This window comes from Streptococcus atopicus (assembly GCF_049166725.1).
Lineage (GTDB): Bacteria > Bacillota > Bacilli > Lactobacillales > Streptococcaceae > Streptococcus > Streptococcus hominis.
The window spans coordinates 102,561-120,051 of the sequence record NZ_JBMHFC010000003.1 but is presented as its reverse complement, the minus strand read 5'-3'; the positions used below and the strand labels follow the sequence as shown (position 1 = coordinate 120,051).

Below are 17,491 nucleotides of genomic sequence, written 5' to 3'. Positions count from 1 at the left end.
TAACAGTTTTAAAGCAAAAAAAGTTTGCGAGTGGGCATTGGATAAGGTATAATGAAAAGGATAAGAAGGGAGAGCCTATGTTTTATAGATATTTAAGAAGATTGGTGATGTTGATTTTATGGGCTTTAAATGGCAATGCGCACTACCATCATTTGGAGAATATTCCGGATCAAGAGGAAAATTATATTTTGGTAGCACCGCACCGTACTTGGTGGGATCCTGTTTACATGGCTTTTGCAACAAGGCCCAAGCAATTTATCTTTATGGCAAAGAAAGAACTGTTCACAAATCGCGTTTTCGGCTGGTGGATTCGCATGTGTGGCGCATTTCCAATTGACCGTGAAAATCCAGGAGCATCTGCTATTAAATACCCCGTCAAGATGTTGAAATCAAGCAATCGGTCTTTGATTATGTTTCCAAGTGGAAGCCGACATTCGACAGATGTGAAAGGTGGCGTTGCACTGATTGCTAAAATGGCAAAGGTACGCATTCTTCCAGTTGTTTATGTAGGACCGATGAGTCTGAAAGGTTTAGCAAAAGGCGAACGTGTAGACATGGATTTTGGACAACCTATTGATGTTTCAGATATCAAAAAGATGAATGACGAGGGTGTGGAAGAAGTCGCACGTCGTATTCAGACAGAATTTAATCGCTTAGATGCCGAAGTAGCGGCACTTCAAGTGAAGAAAAATTCAAATATATTATTGCTACTCCCCCGTTTGATCGCTCTGCTACTGTCAATTGTTGTTGGCTTACTAACATTTGCTTTCAGTTTCATCGCAAGTTTCGTTTGGGATCCTGATAAACATAGGAAATAAAAATCTTGTAAAAGAAGCATGTCGCACCTTTTCTAGAAGGAGCATCTATGAAAATAGCAGTTTTGCTGTATCCAGCATGTTCATTGCAGGAAATCACAACTTTGACATCAACGCTTTGTCTTTCTTTTGGACAATCTTTGGATTATCTTGCTTCAGAAAAGAAAGTCTATACGAGTGAAGAAGGATTGCAAGTTATTCCAGATTTTACTTTTGCAGAAGTACAAAATGTAAAGTATGATTGTATCATATTGCCAGGCACACTAGAGCCATTTGTTAGCCTTTATGATTTCAGACTAATCTCTTTTTTGAAGAGGGTAGACACAAAGCGGACGATAGTAGCGGCTATTTCCTCATCTCCTATGTTTTTAGGAAAAGCTGGTTTGTTGAGAAGCCGGTATTACACAGGTGGTCTGTATATGGAGTTGGTAGAGTATTTTTCTTTTTTGGAAAAAGAAAATTTTCTCCATCAGCCTGTTGTAAAAGATAAGAATGTTATTACAGCCATTGGGTTTGCTTATGTAGAATTTTCTCAGACCGTTTTGGATGCTTTAGGATTAGAAGTGCCGAGCGATTTCTTTTTGAGAAAAAATTCCTACACTCCCGAAGAGTTAACGTATCATTTAGAGACAACTGATTATCAAGAAATACTGCAAGAAATTTTACGATATGAACAAAAATTCCAGAAATGATTTTCTGGTTTTTTTACTATGAATTTTGAGATAAAAAGAACCTAAACACACAAAACATACATGAAAGCGCTTGCTAAAATAGACTTAAAATAGTATACTAAATTTAAGGTATACGGTTTAAAAAGGTGATAAGAGTGATGCTCACTCTTAAAAGTTGATGTATTCAACATGCAATCATAAAAGGAGAAATATATGAAAAAATTGATTTTTCGCTTAACAATTCTGTTATCTGCTCTTATGCTCTTTCCTTTTCAAGCAGTAGAAGCCTGTACAGGTTTCATTGTCGGGAAGAACTTGACGGCAGACGGCTCTACTTTGTATGGTCGTACAGAGGATTTGGAGCCTAATCATAACAAAGTCTTTAAAGTTCATCCAGCCAAGGACAATCAAGCGGGAGAAAAGCTGATTGATGAAGCCAATGGCTTTGAATGGCAATTACCCGCACATAGCTATAAATATACTTCTGTTTCGGATGTTACACCAAAAGAAGGTATTTTTGATGAAGTAGGCTTCAATGAGCATGGAGTTTCCATTTCTGCTACAGTATCAGCTAAAGCGAATAAAGCTATCCAGAAAGTTGATCCTTATGTGGAAAAAGGTTTAGCAGAATCCATTATGACAACGGTTGTCTTGCCACATGTCAAAACAGCTCGTGAAGGTGTGGAGCTCATCGCAGAAATTGTCAGAAAGCAAGGAGCTGCCGAAGGGAACATTGTGACAATTGCAGATAAGACAGGTGTCTGGTACATGGAAATCTTGTCTGGTCATCAATATGTTGCCATTAAATATCCAGACGACAAATACAGTATTTTCCCTAATACCTTCTTCTTAGGAAGTGTTGATTTTAATGATAAGGAAAATGTTATTGCCTCAGAAAATGTGGAAAAAGTAGCGCGTGATGCTAATTCTTATAAGGAAATCGATGGTAAATTCCATATTTCCCAATCTTACAATCCGCCAATGGCAGAAGCTGATCGTTCACGGGCTTGGGCTGGTATTAAGGCTTTGAACCCAGACGCACCAGTCAATTATGATGATAAATATTTTGATTTGTTGCAATCTAGCAATAAAAAAATCAGCGTTGCAGATGTGATGCGGATGCAGCGGAACCGTTTTGAAGGAACGCCATTTAAGCCCCTTGATCAAATGGAATTGGACGGGAAAGGCATTCCTCAACGTGGAAAAGTAGATCCAGTCTACAAATATCCTCTTGGCAATCCAAATGTAATGGAAGCCCATATCTTCCAATTGAAAGATAATATCCCTGCCAGCATGGGTGGTGGCACAATGTGGCTTTCTGTTGGTAGTCCTCGATTTGCACCATACTTGCCATACTATGGAAATATCAACAATACTTATGCTGCTTATCAAGTTGATACAACGAAGTACGACAAAAATTCTTGGTACTGGGTTGCGTCACACATTTACGATATGGCAGCCAAACATCAAAAATTATTTGGCAATAGCATTCAAGAAAAATGGAAAGCTTTGGAAGCACGATTGATTGAAGAACAAGCCAAATTAGATGAACAATACGCAGCTGCAGGTGGAGCTTCGTCAGAAGAAGTGACTGCGTCTAGTATGGCGCGTGCAGAGGAAGTCTTTAAAGAAATGAAAGCTCTAGAAGCTGAAATGGAAGAAAAGATTAAAAATGAGCAAACGCCACCAAGCTCTAGCTCAGAACCATCTTCAAGTACAAGTGAGTCATCTTCAACTTCGTCTACATCTCAATCTCAATCTTCGTCAAGTACAAATGAAACGTCTACATCTAGTTCATCAGATACTGAAAAACCTAAACCAAGCGAAACTTCTGATACCTTAGTGGATACAGCCACAGGGGTTCGCTTGCAAAATGCAGATTTGGTGAAAGCTAATCTCAAATTAGCAGTTAAAAAGACGATTGAAGAAAACGCAGATAGCTATGACATTACCTTGACCAATCCAAAAGGCGAAGCAGTGTCACAAGTCAGTTCAACAGTAGTGACAGTACCAGTGAAGCAAGGTGCTACGGTGGATTCTGTTTATGCTATGAAAGACGGCAAGCAAGCGGAAAAATTTGATTTTGTTCTCAACAAAGATCAAACGATTAGCTTTAAAACAACACACTTCTCTACTTACAAAGTGAATTACAAAGTTGTCAAAGAAACGCCAAAACAAAATAAACGTGGCTTCCTTCCGTCAACTGGTGAAAAAGTAACCTTCCTTGGTTTAGTAGGAATTGTCATTTTAGGAGTTGTCATCTTCATCTTAGCAAAACGTTCAAAAAAGAATAGTGACTAGTTGAAGCAAGAAAATCAACATCATGTTGAAGAATTCCCTCAAAGTTGGATACAAAACTAACTTTGGGGGATTTTTATATGAATTGAATAAATTTCTACATTAAATTGACAATGATAATATTATTTTTGACAATAATAGTTGACAAAGTGACACGAATGAGTTACAATAGAGATGAAAGGAGAGGAGCATATGAAGCTGGAAAATCGATTAAAAGAACTTCGAGCGCGAGATAGGTTGAATCAAACAGAGTTGGCTAAAAAAGCAGGAGTTTCTCGACAAACCGTCAGTTTGATTGAGCGGGGAGAGTATGCTCCGTCTGTCATCATTGCCTTGAAGATTGCACATATTTTTGGAGAAAACGTAGAAAATGTATTTTATCTAAAGGAGAATAGCGATGAAAAAATGGATGAAAATTAGTGGTTTACTAGTAGTGAGTGTTTTGCTAGGAATTTTTGTAGCAAGTAGTTGGCTCGGAAATTTCCATTTTCCAATCTTTTTAAATAGCATACTTTGGGGTTGGATTATTCGTGTGCTCAATCTGCTTTTATTCTGCATGACGATTTATTTACTACAGTCTAGTCGAACAATTCAAAAGCAGTCAACAAATGGAGATGAATTAAATGAACAACTTTATCAGAAGATGTTCAAAAATCTGGAATATGGTACTATTTTATTAGACGTTGTGACAATCTTGACGATTTTTGATATACTAACATCATTTAATGTATTCATTACTAAAAATAGTGTTTTGATTACAGGCAGTTTATTTCCTTATGTAGCACTTACTTTTATTCTATATGGACAATATTGTCTCCAAAAGACAATTGAGCAGGTTCGGCATTTTAAATTGCCAATCGTTACATTTCCTGAAGATGTTTTAGCCTTGATGAAGACCTATGATGAAGCAGAAAGAGAAGCACATTATGAGCAGAGCTTTAAGATTCTTTTTCAGTTAAATCAGTTCATTTTGCCAGCGTTTTACATCCTCCTGTTCACTATTTCGCTTCTATTACGTGAAGTTCAATACCTTCCTATTGCAATCGTGGTCTTTATCCACCTCTACATCAATGTAGTAAATATTTCTATGATAAAGAAATACTTTAAATAAGGCTGGTCAAAAAGTATCTCTGACTCTATCTCATTTAGTGATAAGTGAATGACGTGGTAGGTGATTGAGAGTGGGACTACGAACTTAAATTTTTCAAGATAAGTTCTGTCCCAATCTTATGAAATATAACTAGTTATACGAGGAGAATTTTAATGAAAAAAATAGCCCATATTGGACTTGGAATTGTAAAATTATTGGGACTGATTGTCTTAGTCATGGCTATCAATGGCATTCCTATGTTGTTTCTAGCTAGAGGGCAAGATTTGCCCGTGTATATAGAAATTTTACTGGTGTTAGCCTACCTTGTGCTCATGTTTTTTGCTATCCGCACTTTATGGAGGAGATACCAGACACATGTCTCAGAGGATATCAAAGTCCTGTCATTTTCTTGGGGAGATTTTGGGAAAGCATTGTTGTTCTTTTTAGCAGCAAGAGTAGTAGCGGTTTTAGGAACTTATCTAAACATCTTTTTAACAGGGCAAAGTACGACCAGTAACGATAGTGCTTTACAAAGTCTAGGAAAAATTATGTCTGTTAATCATATCTTTTTTGCTCTGTTATATGTAGTAACTGTTGCAATAATAGCTCCGGTGATTGAAGAATTAGTATTCCGTGGTTTTGCGACAATCTTTTTCTTTGAGAAAGATCAAAAAATATCAGCAGCCATCATAATATCTATCATTTTTGCACTTCCTCATATCTCAAAATGGACAGAGTTTCCACTTTATTTTGCCATGGGATTAGTGCTTTATGCTGTCTTTGCACGTCGAGGAAATCTGAAAGATTCAATAGCTGTGCATATTTTAAACAACACACCAGCAGCTCTCGTTATGCTGTTTGCGATGTTTCGATAGCGATGTAAAAATAGTACAATCATTTACAATAATATAATAAAAACACGAACGATTTTAGTTTCAGCTACTTGCTGGTCTTGCTTCATTCGTGTTTTTGTGTTATTAGATGTTATTTTTGTTAATTGATATTTTATAACCCGTAATTGTAATCATCATCTTGCATGGCTTCAACTTCACCAAGAAGATAACCATTTCCGACTTGAGAAAAGAAGTCGTGGTTAGAAGTTCCGGTTGAAATACCATTCATGACAATCGGATTGACGTCATCAGCCGTGTCAGGGAAAAGTGGGTCTTGACCAAGATTCATGAGAGCTTTATTAGCATTATAACGAAGGAAAGTTTTGACTTCTTCTGTCCAGCCGACACCGTCATATAAGGTTTCTGTGTAGCCTTCCTCATTTTCATAGAGGGTGTAGAGCAGGTCGTACATCCACTCTCGGAATGTTTCTTGCTCTTCTTCTGGTAATTCGTTAAAGCCTAATTGGAATTTATAGCCAATATACGTTCCGTGGACAGATTCATCGCGGATAATCAATTTGATGATTTCAGCTACATTGGCTAATTTGTTATTTCCAAGATAGTAGAGCGGAGTAAAGAAACCAGAGTAGAAGAGGAAGGTTTCTAAAAAGACACTGGCAACCTTCTTTTCAAGAGCATTTCCATTGAGGTAAATCTCGTTGATAATTTCTGCTTTCTTTTGCAAATAAGGATTTGTATTGGTCCATTCAAAAATTTCGTCAATTTCTGATTTCGTGTTAAGGGTGGAGAAAATAGATGAATACGACTTAGCGTGAACAGACTCCATGAATTGGATGTTATTCAACACAGCCTCTTCATGAGGTGTGCGAATATCTCCTCGGATAGCTTCGACACCTGATTGGGATTGCATCGTATCCAATAATGTTAATCCGCCGAAGACCTTACCAACAAGGTCTTTTTCTTCAGGTGATAATTTTCTCCAGTCGTCCAAATCGTTGGAGAGGGGGACTCGTGTATCGAGCCAGAACTGCTCGGTCAGTTTTTCCCAAGTAGATTTGTCAATGACATCTTCAATGGCATTCCAGTTTATGGCTTTATAATAGGTTTTCATGTTGATTACTTTCTTTTATTCCAGTTGATTCTTATTGTTTACAGATAGTTTAAATTTGTTCTGAAAGGCTTTTAGAAATTTTAATTCTCGTTAAATCACGCAGCTCTCACACTGGTTGGCTCCAACTTCGCTGCCGTCATCTGTAAAGGTACGGACATAATAGATTGATTTGATGCCCTTGTTAAAGGCATAGTTGCGCAGGATAGACAGGTCGCGTGTCGTTTGTTTGCATTCGGTTTTCCATTCGTAGAGTCCTTGTGGAATGTCGCTGCGCATAAAGAGGGTCAGAGATAGTCCTTGATCTACATGCTCAGTCGCTGCTGCATAGACATCAATGACCTTGCGCATATCCATGTCGTAAGCGCTAGTATAGTAAGGAATCGTCTCAGTTGACAGTCCTGCTGCTGGGTAGTATATTTTTCCGATTTTCTTTTCTTGGCGTTCTTCGATGCGTTGTGTAATTGGGTGGATAGAAGCAGATACATCATTGATATAGCTGATAGAGCCATTCGGTGCAACAGCTAAGCGATTTTGGTGATAAAGACCGTCTGTCATGACTTTCTCGCGTAGCTCAGTCCAATCTTTTGCAGAAGGAATAAAGATATTTTCAAAGAGTTTTTTCACTCGGTCAGATTTTGGTACAAATTCACCGGTCACATATTTGTCAAAGTATGAACCATTTGCATAATCAGACTTTTCAAAGTTATGGAAAACCACCTCGCGCTCGCGGGCAATATTATTGGACTCAACAAGTGTCCAATAATTCATGAGCATAAAGTAAATGCTGGTAAACTCAACAGATTCAGCTGATCCGTATTCAATCAATTGTTGAGCCAGATAACTGTGCAAGCCCATGGCACCTAGCCCAAAAGTGTGAGCTAAGCTGTTGCCGTGGTCAATAGTCGGAACAGCTTTGATGTGAGAACTGTCTGTAACAAATGTCAGCGCACGTGTCATGGTACGGATAGACTTACCAAAATCTGGCGAAGTCATCATATTAACCACATTGGTAGAGCCGAGATTGCAAGAAACATCTGTTCCTAAACGAACGAATTCTTGAGCGTCATTCAAGAGGCTTGGTTCTTGGACTTGCAGGATTTCGGAGCAGAGATTGCTCATGATAATCTTGCCGTCTACTGGATTCGCACGATTAGCAGTATCGATATTAACTACATAAGGATAGCCAGATTCCTGCTGCAACTTGGAAATTTCAGTTTCTAAATCACGAGCTTTAATCTTCGTTTTACTAATCTTAGGATTGGCAACCAATTCGTCATATTTTTCGGTAATGTCAATGTAGGCAAATGGAACGCCATATTCCCGTTCAATAGAATAAGGGCTAAAAAGGTACATTTCTTCATTCTTGCGAGCCAATTCATAAAATTTATCTGGAATGACAACACCTAAAGAAAGGGTTTTTACCCGTACTTTTTCATCGGCATTCTCTTTCTTAGTTGAAAGAAAAGCAATAATATCTGGGTGAAAGACATTAAGATAAACAACACCGGCTCCCTGACGTTGACCTAATTGATTAGAGTACGAAAAACTGTCTTCAAAGAGCTTCATAACTGGTACTACACCAGAAGCAGCCCCTTCATAACCTTTGATAGGGGCACCCGCTTCCCGCAGGTTACTGAGGGAAATCCCAACGCCACCGCCAATCCGAGATAATTGCAGAGCTGAATTGATAGAACGACCGATTGAATTCATATCATCAGTGACTTGAATCAAGAAACAAGAAACTAATTCACCACGCCTAGCACGTCCGGCATTTAAGAAACTTGGAGTGGCAGGCTGATACCGTTGGTGAATGATTTCATTGGCAATATCTTTGGCAATTGCTTCATCACCATTGGCAAAATAGAGCGCGTTGAACAGAACGCGATCTTCCATGCTTTCAAGGTAATATTCACCGTCATTTGTTTTGAGAGCGTATTGATTGTAGAATTTATAAGCTGCCATGAAAGATTTAAAATGAAAATCTTGATCACGAATGAAGGCGGCTAGCTCTTCAATGTATTCAGGTGAATAAAGCTGGATAAATTCCTTTTCTAGATAGTTTTCTTGGATTAAATAGTGAATTTTTTCTGTGATAGAAGAGAATTTTTTCGTATTTGGTTCAACATTTTCTTTAAAGAATGCTTCTAAGGCTTCCTTATCTTTGTGAAGCATAATTTGTCCGTTGATTGGACGGTTAATTTCATTATTGAGACGGAAATACGTCACATCTTCTAATTGTTTGAGTCCCATAGTATTCCTTTTCTAAATGTTAGGTTTGGTGTTTGGCAAAAGAAAGAGGGGTGGGCAAGAACTAAAAATTGAAAATTTTAGTTCGTGGTCTCCCCCCACAAAGTTACTCAACAGTTTTGAAAAGTGTTGAGGTGGTGAACGAAGAAAACAAAGTTTTCATCAAAGGTACTTTTCCGAGTATAAAAAGTGAACGGAGAAGGTCTTGTCCAGTTATCGCAATTTTAACCATTTCTCCCATTAGGTACATGTCATAAATTATGATAATTTTTTCAATTTACCTGGTTGAAAACCGGAAAATGCTTCCGTTGGAGTCTGAACGACTGGAGCAGCATTAAAGCCTAAGCTTTTCACATGATCGATGTATTCAGGCTGTTCGTCCAAATTGATTTCACGATATTCTACATGGTTAGTGTCTAAGAAGCGTTTTGTCATTTTGCATTGAACGCAATTATTTTTTGAATAAATAGTTACCATAATGAACTCCTAATTTCTTTAAATTCAGTATGGAATTAGTATATCCAAAGCAGGGAATTTTGTCAACTATTATGTTCTAAATATTGTGTTTTGTTTTGGGGTTTTAAATACCATGATACTAGATATAGTGTTTCATTGGAAAAAAGAAAAAGATAGGATGAGCTCCTGTTTTGGGCTTCGTTAGACTAAGCTTTCCTTAGGGAACAATGGATTAAAAATGTGTCAATCAATTGGATAGTGAAAATCTCGTTTTAATGAAATTTCAGTAATTCTCATAAAAAAGACTTGCTGAATACACATAAAATTCTTGAAAAAATTTTACAAAGATGTTATAATCTAGAATTGTAAGGGTTATCACATGAGACCCCAAAAAGATTACATTAAAGGAGAGTCAAACTATGGCTTCTAAAGATTTCCACATTGTGGCAGAAACAGGTATTCACGCACGTCCAGCAACTTTGTTAGTTCAAACTGCTAGCAAATTTGCTTCAGATATTACTCTTGAATACAAAGGTAAATCAGTAAACCTTAAATCAATCATGGGTGTTATGAGCCTTGGTGTTGGTCAAGGGGCTGATGTAACAATTACTGCAGAAGGTGCAGACGCTGATGATGCAATTGTAGCAATCGCAGAAACAATGACAAAAGAAGGATTGGCTTAACATGACAGAAATGCTAAAAGGAATTGCAGCATCTGACGGTGTTGCTGTTGCTAAGGCATATCTACTTGTTCAACCGGATTTATCATTTGAGACTGCTTCAGTCGAAGATACAAATGCAGAAGAGGCTCGTTTGGATGTAGCTCTTGAAGCTTCACAGAACGAGCTTTCTGTTATCCGTGAGAAAGCAGTAGAAAGCCTTGGAGAAGAAGCAGCTCAAGTATTTGATGCTCACTTAATGGTACTTTCTGACCCAGAAATGATTGGTCAGATTAAAGAAACAATTCGTGCAAAAAAAGTGAATGCTGAAGCAGGTCTGAAAGAAGTAACAGACATGTTTATCACTCTCTTTGAAAATATGGAAGATAATCCATACATGCAAGAACGTGCGGCAGATATTCGCGACGTGACCAAACGTGTGTTGGCTCACTTGCTTGGTGTACGCTTGCCAAACCCTGCTATGATTAATGAAGAAGTAGTTGTGATTGCCCATGACTTGACTCCTTCTGATACCGCTCAATTAGATAAAAACTTTGTTAAAGCTTTTGTAACCAATATTGGTGGACGTACAAGCCACTCGGCTATTATGGCTCGTACTCTTGAAATTGCTGCGGTTCTTGGAACAAATAATATTACCGAATTAGTAAAAGACGGTGATACAGTTGCCGTGAATGGAATTACTGGTGAGGTTATTATCAATCCAACAGAAGAACAAGTTGCAGATTTTAAAGCAGCGGGTGAAGCCTATGCAAAGCAAAAAGCTGAATGGGATTTGCTGAAAGATGCTGAAACAGTAACAGCTGACGGAAAACATTTTGAACTGGCTGCAAATATCGGTACACCTAAAGATGTCGAAGGTGTGAATGCAAATGGCGCAGAAGCTGTCGGGCTTTACCGTACTGAGTTTCTTTATATGGATTCGCAAGATTTCCCAACAGAAGATGAGCAGTATGAAGCTTATAAGGCTGTCTTGGAAGGAATGAATGGCAAACCAGTTGTTGTCCGTACAATGGACATCGGTGGAGACAAAGAACTTCCTTACTTTGATTTGCCAAAAGAAATGAATCCGTTCCTTGGATTCCGTGCTCTTCGTATTTCTATTTCTGAAACAGGCAATGCAATGTTCCGCACACAATTACGTGCACTTTTGCGTGCATCTGTGCATGGACAATTGCGTATCATGTTCCCAATGGTTGCTTTATTGACTGAATTCCGTGCAGCAAAAGGCATTTTGGAAGAAGAAAAAGCTAAATTGCTTGCAGAGGGTGTGGCAGTTGCGGACAATATTCAAGTTGGTATCATGATTGAAATTCCAGCGGCAGCAATGCTTGCTGACCAATTTGCAAAAGAAGTTGACTTCTTCTCAATTGGTACCAATGACTTGATTCAATACACAATGGCTGCTGACCGTATGAATGAACAAGTTTCTTACTTGTACCAACCATACAATCCTTCTATCCTTCGCTTAGTGGATCGAGTGGTCAAAGCTGCTCACGCTGAAGGTAAGTGGGCTGGTATGTGTGGTGAAATGGCAGGTGACCAAACCGCTGTTCCACTTCTAGTTGGTATCGGTCTGGATGAGTTCTCAATGAGTGCAACATCTGTTCTTCGTACACGTAGCTTGATGAAGAAATTGGATACGAAGAAGATGCAAGAACTCGCTCAACGTGCTCTTACAGAATGTGCAACGATGGAAGAAGTTCTTGAACTTGAAAAAGAATATCTTGATTTTGAATAATATCGAAACGAAGACCATTGTCAATTAAGACAATTGGAATCTCAGTTATTGAAAGAGGGCGTTGTTGTCCTCTTTCTTTATATTGCAAATCATTTAGGCTTTCTGTGTTCCTTTTTACTTCCTTTTGCTCATTTTTGCTATAATGATAATTATGAATAACTTGATTCAATCAAAATTAGAATTGCTACCAACCAGTCCAGGTTGCTATATTCACAAAGATAAAAATGGTACCATTATTTACGTAGGTAAGGCTAAGAATTTGCGCAATCGGGTGCGCTCTTATTTTCGTGGGAGCCATGATACTAAGACCGAAGCGCTGGTATCTGAGATTGAGGATTTTGAGTTTATTGTCACGGAGTCTAACATTGAAGCTTTGCTGCTTGAAATCAATCTCATCAAGGAAAATCAGCCTAAGTACAACATCATGCTCAAGGATGATAAGTCCTACCCTTTTATCAAAATTACTAATGAGAAATATCCGCGTCTAATTATTACGCGTCAGGTCAAGAAAGACGGTGGTTTGTATTTCGGACCTTATCCTGATGTAGGTGCTGCTAATGAAATTAAGCGCTTGCTGGATCGGATTTTTCCTTTTCGCAAATGCACCAATCCGCCTGAGAAGGTTTGTTTCTACTACCACATCGGGCAGTGCCGAGCTCACACTATCTGCCATAATGGCCCCCATTTCTTTCAGGATATGGCTCAAGAAGTATCAGACTTTCTCAAAGGGCATGATGATAAGATTATTGATGAGCTGAAAAGGAAAATGACTAGTGCGGCTGAGAAAATGGAGTTTGAAAAAGCGGCTGAGTACCGCGACTTGCTTCAAAGCATTGCGACGCTTCGCACTAAACAACGAGTCATGGCGAAGGATTTGCAGAATCGGGATGTCTTTGGTTATTATGTAGACAAAGGCTGGATGTGTGTGCAGGTGTTCTTTGTCCGTCAAGGAAAACTCATTGAGCGAGACGTGAATATGTTTCCTTACTACAATGATCCCGATGAGGATTTTCTGACCTATATTGGTCAATTTTATCAGGAAAAATCTCATCTGATTCCCAATGAAATTTTGATTCCGTCTGATATTGATGACGTAGCTGTTCAGGCTGTGGTAGATACGAAGATTCTCAAACCTCAGCGAGGAGAGAAGAAACAGCTGGTTAATTTGGCTATTAAAAATGCGCAAGTTAGTTTGCAGCAGAAGTTTGATTTGTTGGAGAAATCTGTTGAAAAAACGCAAGGAGCTATCGAAAATCTAGGTCAGTTGCTCAATATTCCCACCCCAGTTCGGATTGAGTCCTTTGATAATTCCAATATTATGGGAACCAGTCCTGTTTCAGCTATGGTGGTCTTTATCAATGGGAAACCCAGCAAAAAGGATTATCGCAAGTATAAGATTAAGACAGTTATCGGTCCTGATGACTATGCTAGTATGCGAGAAGTGATTAAGCGTCGCTATAGCCGAGTCATGCGCGATGGTTTAATACCGCCTGATCTTATTGTCATTGACGGTGGTCAGGGTCAAGTCAATATTGCTAAAGACGTCATTCAAAATCAATTAGGGTTAGATATTCCTATCGCTGGTTTGCAAAAGAACGACAAGCACCAGACGCATGAATTGCTCTTTGGCGATCCTTTGAAAGTGGTCGAATTGTCTCGCAATTCGCAGGAATTTTTCCTCCTGCAACGTATTCAGGATGAAGTTCATCGTTTTGCTATCACCTTTCATCGCCAGCTTCGCTCAAAAAACTCCTTTTCTTCGCAATTGGATGGTATTGAGGGGCTAGGACCCAAGCGCAAGCAAAATCTGATGCGACACTTTAAATCCTTGACCAACATCAAAAAAGCCAGCGTGGATGAAATTGTCGAAGTGGGTGTACCGCGAAAAGTGGCGGAGGCTGTGCAGAGAAAACTCAATCCTGCAGAACCTCAGGCAGAGTTAAAAGACTGAGGATGAATTCACTACCAATGCAAGGTCGCGTTAGCGACCTTTTGTGGTATAATTGGGAGACTAGTGGAAAATAATGAGGTGCTTGTTGTGATACCAATAGAAAAATCGAATCCAGTTGCTGTTGAAAAGATTTGCTTGGAATTATATAAGAAAATGAATTTTTCTAAGTACAAAGATTTTAAGAGGGATTTGAAAGAATGGGTACAGAAAAATATTCCCGAACTTGGAAGTGAAGATGATGTATTTATAAAGATTATGACTGCAGATTATCACCTTTTACAAAAGTATAAAGATATTGGTAAGTCAGAAAATTTCTCAAAAAAAGAAGAAAAAATATCAAAGTATGTTTTTGATTATGAGAAGTCTGGATTTAATTTACTTTTAGATATAGTAAAAGAATTAGACCAAAATGAAGTAAAGGAGAAAGATAATAAATTAAAGGATGGAACAGGTAAAGTCAGAAAAGAGTAATCTTGATGCTAAACAACGTACGGAGGTTAGAAAAATGATTGAAGAGAATAATAAAAAATAGAGTTAGAGCAGTAGGATTTTGTTGGAGTATTTTACTCAAACCTCTGCAAGCTCTTCCAATTTATGGTAAAATGAAATTAGTATAATAAGAAAAGGAAAGTCCCTATGAAATTTCTTGAATTAAATAAAAAGCGTCATGCAACGAAGCATTTCAATGATAAAGCAGTTGATCCGAAAGATGTGCGGACGGCGATTGAAATTGCAACTTTAGCACCAAGTGCTCACAATAGCCAGCCTTGGAAATTTGTAGTTGTGCGTGAGAAAAATGCAGAGTTGGCTGAGATTGCTTTCGGTGCAAACAAAGACCAAATCACAGAAGCACCCGTGACGATTGCTCTTTTTACAGATACAGACTTAGTTAAACGAGCTCGGAAAATTGCTCGTGTAGCTGGGGTCAATAATATGTCCGACGAATTGTTGCAATATTATATGCAAAATTTACCGGTTGAATATGGGCATTATTCTGAGCAGCAAAAAAGCGATTATTTGGCTTTAAATGCTGGTTTGGTGGCAATGAATCTTGTTTTAGCATTGACTGACCAAGGAATTGGTTCCAATGTTATCCTTGGATTTGATAAGTCGAAAGTCAATCAAGTGCTAGATATTGATGAACGCTTCCGTCCAGAACTTTTAATTACCGTTGGTTACACAGACGACAAACTGGAGCCAAGTTATCGTTTGCCAGTGGATGAGATTATTGAAAAACGTTGATAGAAAGGAATCTGATTTTATGACGATTGATTTTAAAGCAGAAGTTGAAAAACGTCGCGATGCTCTGTTGAATGACTTGTTTAGCCTTTTGGAAATTAACTCTGAGCGAGATGACACGAAAGCAGATAAAGAACATCCTTTTGGGCCTGGACCTGTTAAGGCTTTGGAAAAATTCTTAGAACTAGCTGCGCGTGATGGCTATCCAACGAAAAATGTTGACAATTATGCAGGGCATTTTGAATATGGCGAAGGAAAAGAAGTGCTTGGAATTTTTGCGCATATGGATGTTGTGCCGGCTGGAAGCGGCTGGGATACAGATCCTTATACGCCAACTATCAAGGAAGGTAAATTATTTGCGCGTGGTGCGAGCGATGATAAAGGGCCGACGATGGCTTGCTATTATGGACTGAAAATTATCAAAGAATTAGGCTTGCCGACATCTAAGAAGGTTCGTTTTGTAGTTGGTACAGATGAGGAATCCGGCTGGGCTGATATGGACTATTATTTCAAACACGTTGGTCTGCCAGAGCCAGACTTTGGCTTTTCGCCAGATGCAGAATTTCCGATTATCAATGGTGAAAAAGGAAACATCACCGAATATCTTCATTTTGCAGGAGAAAATGGCGGAGCTGCGCGCTTGCATAGTTTTACTGGCGGACTTCGTGAAAATATGGTTCCTGAATCTGCAACAGCAGTAGTATCAGGAAATGTGCCAAATCTTGTAGATAAATTGGACGAATTTGCAAAGGAACACGAACTTCGATTTCAATACCAAGAATTACCGAGCGGTCAATTAACAGTTACGATTGTTGGGAAGTCTGCTCATGGAGCCTCTCCACAATCCGGTGTCAATGGTGCGACTTATCTGGCAAAATTCTTGACCCAGTTTGATTTTGCAGATTCTGCTAAAGACTATCTTGAAGTGGCAGGAAACATTCTTTTAGAAGACCACGAAGGAAAAGCTCTGAAAGTGGATTATGTAGATGAAAAAATGGGCGCTCTTTCTATGAATGCAGGGGTCTTCCGCTTTGATGAAGCAAGTGATGACAACACCATTGCCCTTAATTTCCGCTATCCACAAGGAACCAATCCAGAAGTGATCAAATCTAAATTGGAAAACTTGCCTGTGGAGAAAGTGACATTGTCAGAGCACGAGCATGTTCCTCATTATGTTCCAATGGAAGATCCACTTGTGACAACGCTTTTGGACGTGTATGAAAAGCAAACAGGGCTGAAAGGTCATGAACAAATCATTGGTGGAGGAACCTTTGGTCGTCTCTTAAAACGCGGTGTTGCTTATGGCGCTATGTTCCCAGGCTATACAGATACCATGCATCAAGCAAATGAATTTATAGATGTGGAAGATCTTTTCCGTGCAGCAGCTATTTATGCTGAAGCAATTTATGAACTGATTAAATAAACAAATAAACTCAGCTAGAAATAGTTGAGTTTCTTTCAAAGAAAGAGAACAATTATGATTTACACCATTACGAGTGCGATAGGTCAATTGGGGCAAAAGGTTGTTGCTGAAGCACGAGAACATTTAAATTCTAATGAAATTCGGCTATCTGTTCGAAGTCCCAAAAAAGCAAGTCAATATGTAACAGCAGGGATTGATGTTAGAGCAGCTGATTATTTAGATGTGGATTCTATGGTCGAGGCCTGGCGTGGAACGGATGTTTTGATTTACATTCCAAGTATTTCCCATCCAAGTATTGTGCGTGTGCCAGAATTTGAAAATTCGGTCATTGCAGCAGAAAGAGCTGGGGTTAAGCACTTTATCTTTGTTGGATTTTTCGCCGATCAAGTCAATAGTCCATTTCACATGGCAGCTTTCTTTGCTTATGCCAATACTCGTCTAGCATCAGCTGGATTTTCTTACAGCATTATCAAAAATGCTATGTATGCTGATCCATTGGTACCTTATTTACCTGAGTTAATAGAGCGCAAGACGGTCATCTATCCAATGGAAAATGCCAAAATGAGCTTTATTTCGCGAGAAGATAGTGCAGAAGCTATTGTCAAACTGGCTATGTCGCCTGTCCTACAGGGAAAGACGTATGTTTTGACTCAAGAACGCAATTACACAATGTTGGAGCTGGCTAATCTTTTGTCCGAGGTTTCTGGTCACGAGATTAGCTACCAGCCGGTGACAGTTGAGGAATTTGCTGTCCTTTATGACCAACCAAAAGGTTTCGGTGTTGTGCTGGCTTCTCTTTACCAAGCTGGAAGCCGAGGCTGTTTGGACATTGTGACAGATGATTTTCGGACAATCACAGGACGGCAAGCAACTGATTTGAAAAGCTACACGATGAAAAATTATCAAAAATAGAGGCAA

16 protein-coding genes are annotated in these 17,491 nt (G+C 38.8%); 13 read left to right on the top strand and 3 right to left on the bottom strand.

The features are described from left to right. The first annotated feature begins 77 nt into the window (after positions 1-77). The 6 genes from ACOMA9_RS03115 to ACOMA9_RS03090 all read left to right on the top strand — a co-directional run bounded on the left by ACOMA9_RS03115 (position 78) and on the right by ACOMA9_RS03090 (position 5,749). Entirely contained in the window at positions 78-818 is a 741-nt protein-coding gene (locus ACOMA9_RS03115; protein WP_330944925.1) for a lysophospholipid acyltransferase family protein, read from the top strand. Between the two features lie 47 nt (positions 819-865). After that, positions 866-1,507, top strand: a complete 642-nt coding sequence (locus ACOMA9_RS03110) for a DJ-1/PfpI family protein (RefSeq protein WP_330944924.1) — start codon at positions 866-868, stop codon at positions 1,505-1,507. Between the two features lie 192 nt (positions 1,508-1,699). Beyond that, on the top strand, positions 1,700-3,787 hold the full coding sequence (locus tag ACOMA9_RS03105; RefSeq protein WP_421424629.1) for a C69 family dipeptidase: 2,088 nt from the start codon (positions 1,700-1,702) through the stop codon (positions 3,785-3,787). 189 nt (positions 3,788-3,976) lie between these two features. Continuing rightward, positions 3,977-4,204: a helix-turn-helix transcriptional regulator gene (locus tag ACOMA9_RS03100; protein ID WP_037607910.1), complete on the top strand. Its 228-nt coding sequence runs from the start codon at positions 3,977-3,979 to the stop codon at positions 4,202-4,204. Beyond that, positions 4,182-4,895, top strand: coding sequence for a DUF3169 family protein (locus ACOMA9_RS03095; RefSeq protein WP_224785079.1), 714 nt, complete (start codon positions 4,182-4,184; stop codon positions 4,893-4,895). Before ACOMA9_RS03100 ends, ACOMA9_RS03095 begins: the two co-directional genes overlap by 23 nt. A 152-nt stretch (positions 4,896-5,047) precedes the next feature. Beyond that, entirely contained in the window at positions 5,048-5,749 is a 702-nt protein-coding gene (locus tag ACOMA9_RS03090) for a CPBP family intramembrane glutamic endopeptidase (protein WP_247905799.1), read from the top strand. Between the two features lie 130 nt (positions 5,750-5,879). Here the strand turns inward: ACOMA9_RS03090 and nrdF are convergent, their stop codons facing one another. The 3 genes from nrdF to nrdH form a co-directional block, all read right to left on the bottom strand. Beyond that, a complete protein-coding gene (gene nrdF / locus ACOMA9_RS03085; RefSeq protein WP_106082631.1) occupies positions 5,880-6,839 on the bottom strand; it encodes a class 1b ribonucleoside-diphosphate reductase subunit beta in 960 nt (319 codons plus the stop codon). A 90-nt stretch (positions 6,840-6,929) separates the two neighbouring features. After that, positions 6,930-9,089, bottom strand: a complete 2,160-nt coding sequence (gene nrdE / locus ACOMA9_RS03080; protein WP_330944919.1) for a class 1b ribonucleoside-diphosphate reductase subunit alpha — start codon at positions 9,087-9,089, stop codon at positions 6,930-6,932. Positions 9,090-9,344: 255 nt separating this feature from the next. Beyond that, positions 9,345-9,563: a glutaredoxin-like protein NrdH gene (nrdH, locus tag ACOMA9_RS03075; protein ID WP_003023812.1), complete on the bottom strand. Its 219-nt coding sequence runs from the start codon at positions 9,561-9,563 to the stop codon at positions 9,345-9,347. A gap of 398 nt (positions 9,564-9,961) precedes the next feature. Between nrdH and ACOMA9_RS03070 the strand changes: the two genes are divergently transcribed. From ACOMA9_RS03070 to ACOMA9_RS03040, 7 genes are all read left to right on the top strand, one after another. Further along, positions 9,962-10,225 carry a phosphocarrier protein HPr gene (locus ACOMA9_RS03070; protein ID WP_003023815.1) on the top strand — a complete coding sequence of 88 codons (264 nt, stop codon included), beginning with the start codon at positions 9,962-9,964 and terminating at the stop codon, positions 10,223-10,225. 1 nt (position 10,226) lies between these two features. After that, on the top strand, positions 10,227-11,960 hold the full coding sequence (ptsP, locus tag ACOMA9_RS03065) for a phosphoenolpyruvate--protein phosphotransferase (RefSeq protein ID WP_151380354.1): 1,734 nt from the start codon (positions 10,227-10,229) through the stop codon (positions 11,958-11,960). Positions 11,961-12,111: 151 nt separating this feature from the next. Beyond that, the gene (gene uvrC / locus ACOMA9_RS03060) at positions 12,112-13,911 is read left to right on the top strand and encodes an excinuclease ABC subunit UvrC (RefSeq protein WP_247906416.1); all 1,800 of its coding nucleotides are present in this window, start codon (positions 12,112-12,114) and stop codon (positions 13,909-13,911) included. A 63-nt stretch (positions 13,912-13,974) separates the two neighbouring features. Further along, positions 13,975-14,382: a hypothetical protein gene (locus ACOMA9_RS03055; protein WP_421424626.1), complete on the top strand. Its 408-nt coding sequence runs from the start codon at positions 13,975-13,977 to the stop codon at positions 14,380-14,382. A 165-nt stretch (positions 14,383-14,547) separates the two neighbouring features. Then, positions 14,548-15,153: a nitroreductase family protein gene (locus tag ACOMA9_RS03050; RefSeq protein ID WP_003041180.1), complete on the top strand. Its 606-nt coding sequence runs from the start codon at positions 14,548-14,550 to the stop codon at positions 15,151-15,153. 19 nt (positions 15,154-15,172) lie between these two features. Next, positions 15,173-16,573, top strand: coding sequence for a dipeptidase PepV (gene pepV / locus ACOMA9_RS03045; RefSeq protein WP_330944918.1), 1,401 nt, complete (start codon positions 15,173-15,175; stop codon positions 16,571-16,573). A gap of 54 nt (positions 16,574-16,627) precedes the next feature. Further along, positions 16,628-17,485 (top strand): SDR family oxidoreductase, encoded by an 858-nt coding sequence (locus tag ACOMA9_RS03040; RefSeq protein ID WP_247905793.1) that lies wholly within the window; start codon positions 16,628-16,630, stop codon positions 17,483-17,485. Positions 17,486-17,491 lie beyond the last annotated feature (6 nt).

Excerpts from the sequence above, each read along its gene's own strand:
- ACOMA9_RS03100 (WP_037607910.1), top strand. The coding sequence starts at position 3,977 with ATGAAGCTGGAAAATCGATTAAAAGAACTTCGAGCGCGAGATAGGTTG.
- nrdH (WP_003023812.1), bottom strand. The coding sequence starts at position 9,563 with ATGGTAACTATTTATTCAAAAAATAATTGCGTTCAATGCAAAATGACA.
- ACOMA9_RS03040 (WP_247905793.1), top strand. The coding sequence starts at position 16,628 with ATGATTTACACCATTACGAGTGCGATAGGTCAATTGGGGCAAAAGGTT.
- ptsP (WP_151380354.1), top strand. The coding sequence starts at position 10,227 with ATGACAGAAATGCTAAAAGGAATTGCAGCATCTGACGGTGTTGCTGTT.
- ACOMA9_RS03115 (WP_330944925.1), top strand. The coding sequence starts at position 78 with ATGTTTTATAGATATTTAAGAAGATTGGTGATGTTGATTTTATGGGCT.
- ACOMA9_RS03105 (WP_421424629.1), top strand. The coding sequence starts at position 1,700 with ATGAAAAAATTGATTTTTCGCTTAACAATTCTGTTATCTGCTCTTATG.
- nrdE (WP_330944919.1), bottom strand. The coding sequence starts at position 9,089 with ATGGGACTCAAACAATTAGAAGATGTGACGTATTTCCGTCTCAATAAT.
- uvrC (WP_247906416.1), top strand. The coding sequence starts at position 12,112 with ATGAATAACTTGATTCAATCAAAATTAGAATTGCTACCAACCAGTCCA.
- ACOMA9_RS03050 (WP_003041180.1), top strand. The coding sequence starts at position 14,548 with ATGAAATTTCTTGAATTAAATAAAAAGCGTCATGCAACGAAGCATTTC.
- pepV (WP_330944918.1), top strand. The coding sequence starts at position 15,173 with ATGACGATTGATTTTAAAGCAGAAGTTGAAAAACGTCGCGATGCTCTG.
- ACOMA9_RS03070 (WP_003023815.1), top strand. The coding sequence starts at position 9,962 with ATGGCTTCTAAAGATTTCCACATTGTGGCAGAAACAGGTATTCACGCA.
- ACOMA9_RS03110 (WP_330944924.1), top strand. The coding sequence starts at position 866 with ATGAAAATAGCAGTTTTGCTGTATCCAGCATGTTCATTGCAGGAAATC.
- nrdF (WP_106082631.1), bottom strand. The coding sequence starts at position 6,839 with ATGAAAACCTATTATAAAGCCATAAACTGGAATGCCATTGAAGATGTC.
- ACOMA9_RS03090 (WP_247905799.1), top strand. The coding sequence starts at position 5,048 with ATGAAAAAAATAGCCCATATTGGACTTGGAATTGTAAAATTATTGGGA.
- ACOMA9_RS03095 (WP_224785079.1), top strand. The coding sequence starts at position 4,182 with ATGAAAAAATGGATGAAAATTAGTGGTTTACTAGTAGTGAGTGTTTTG.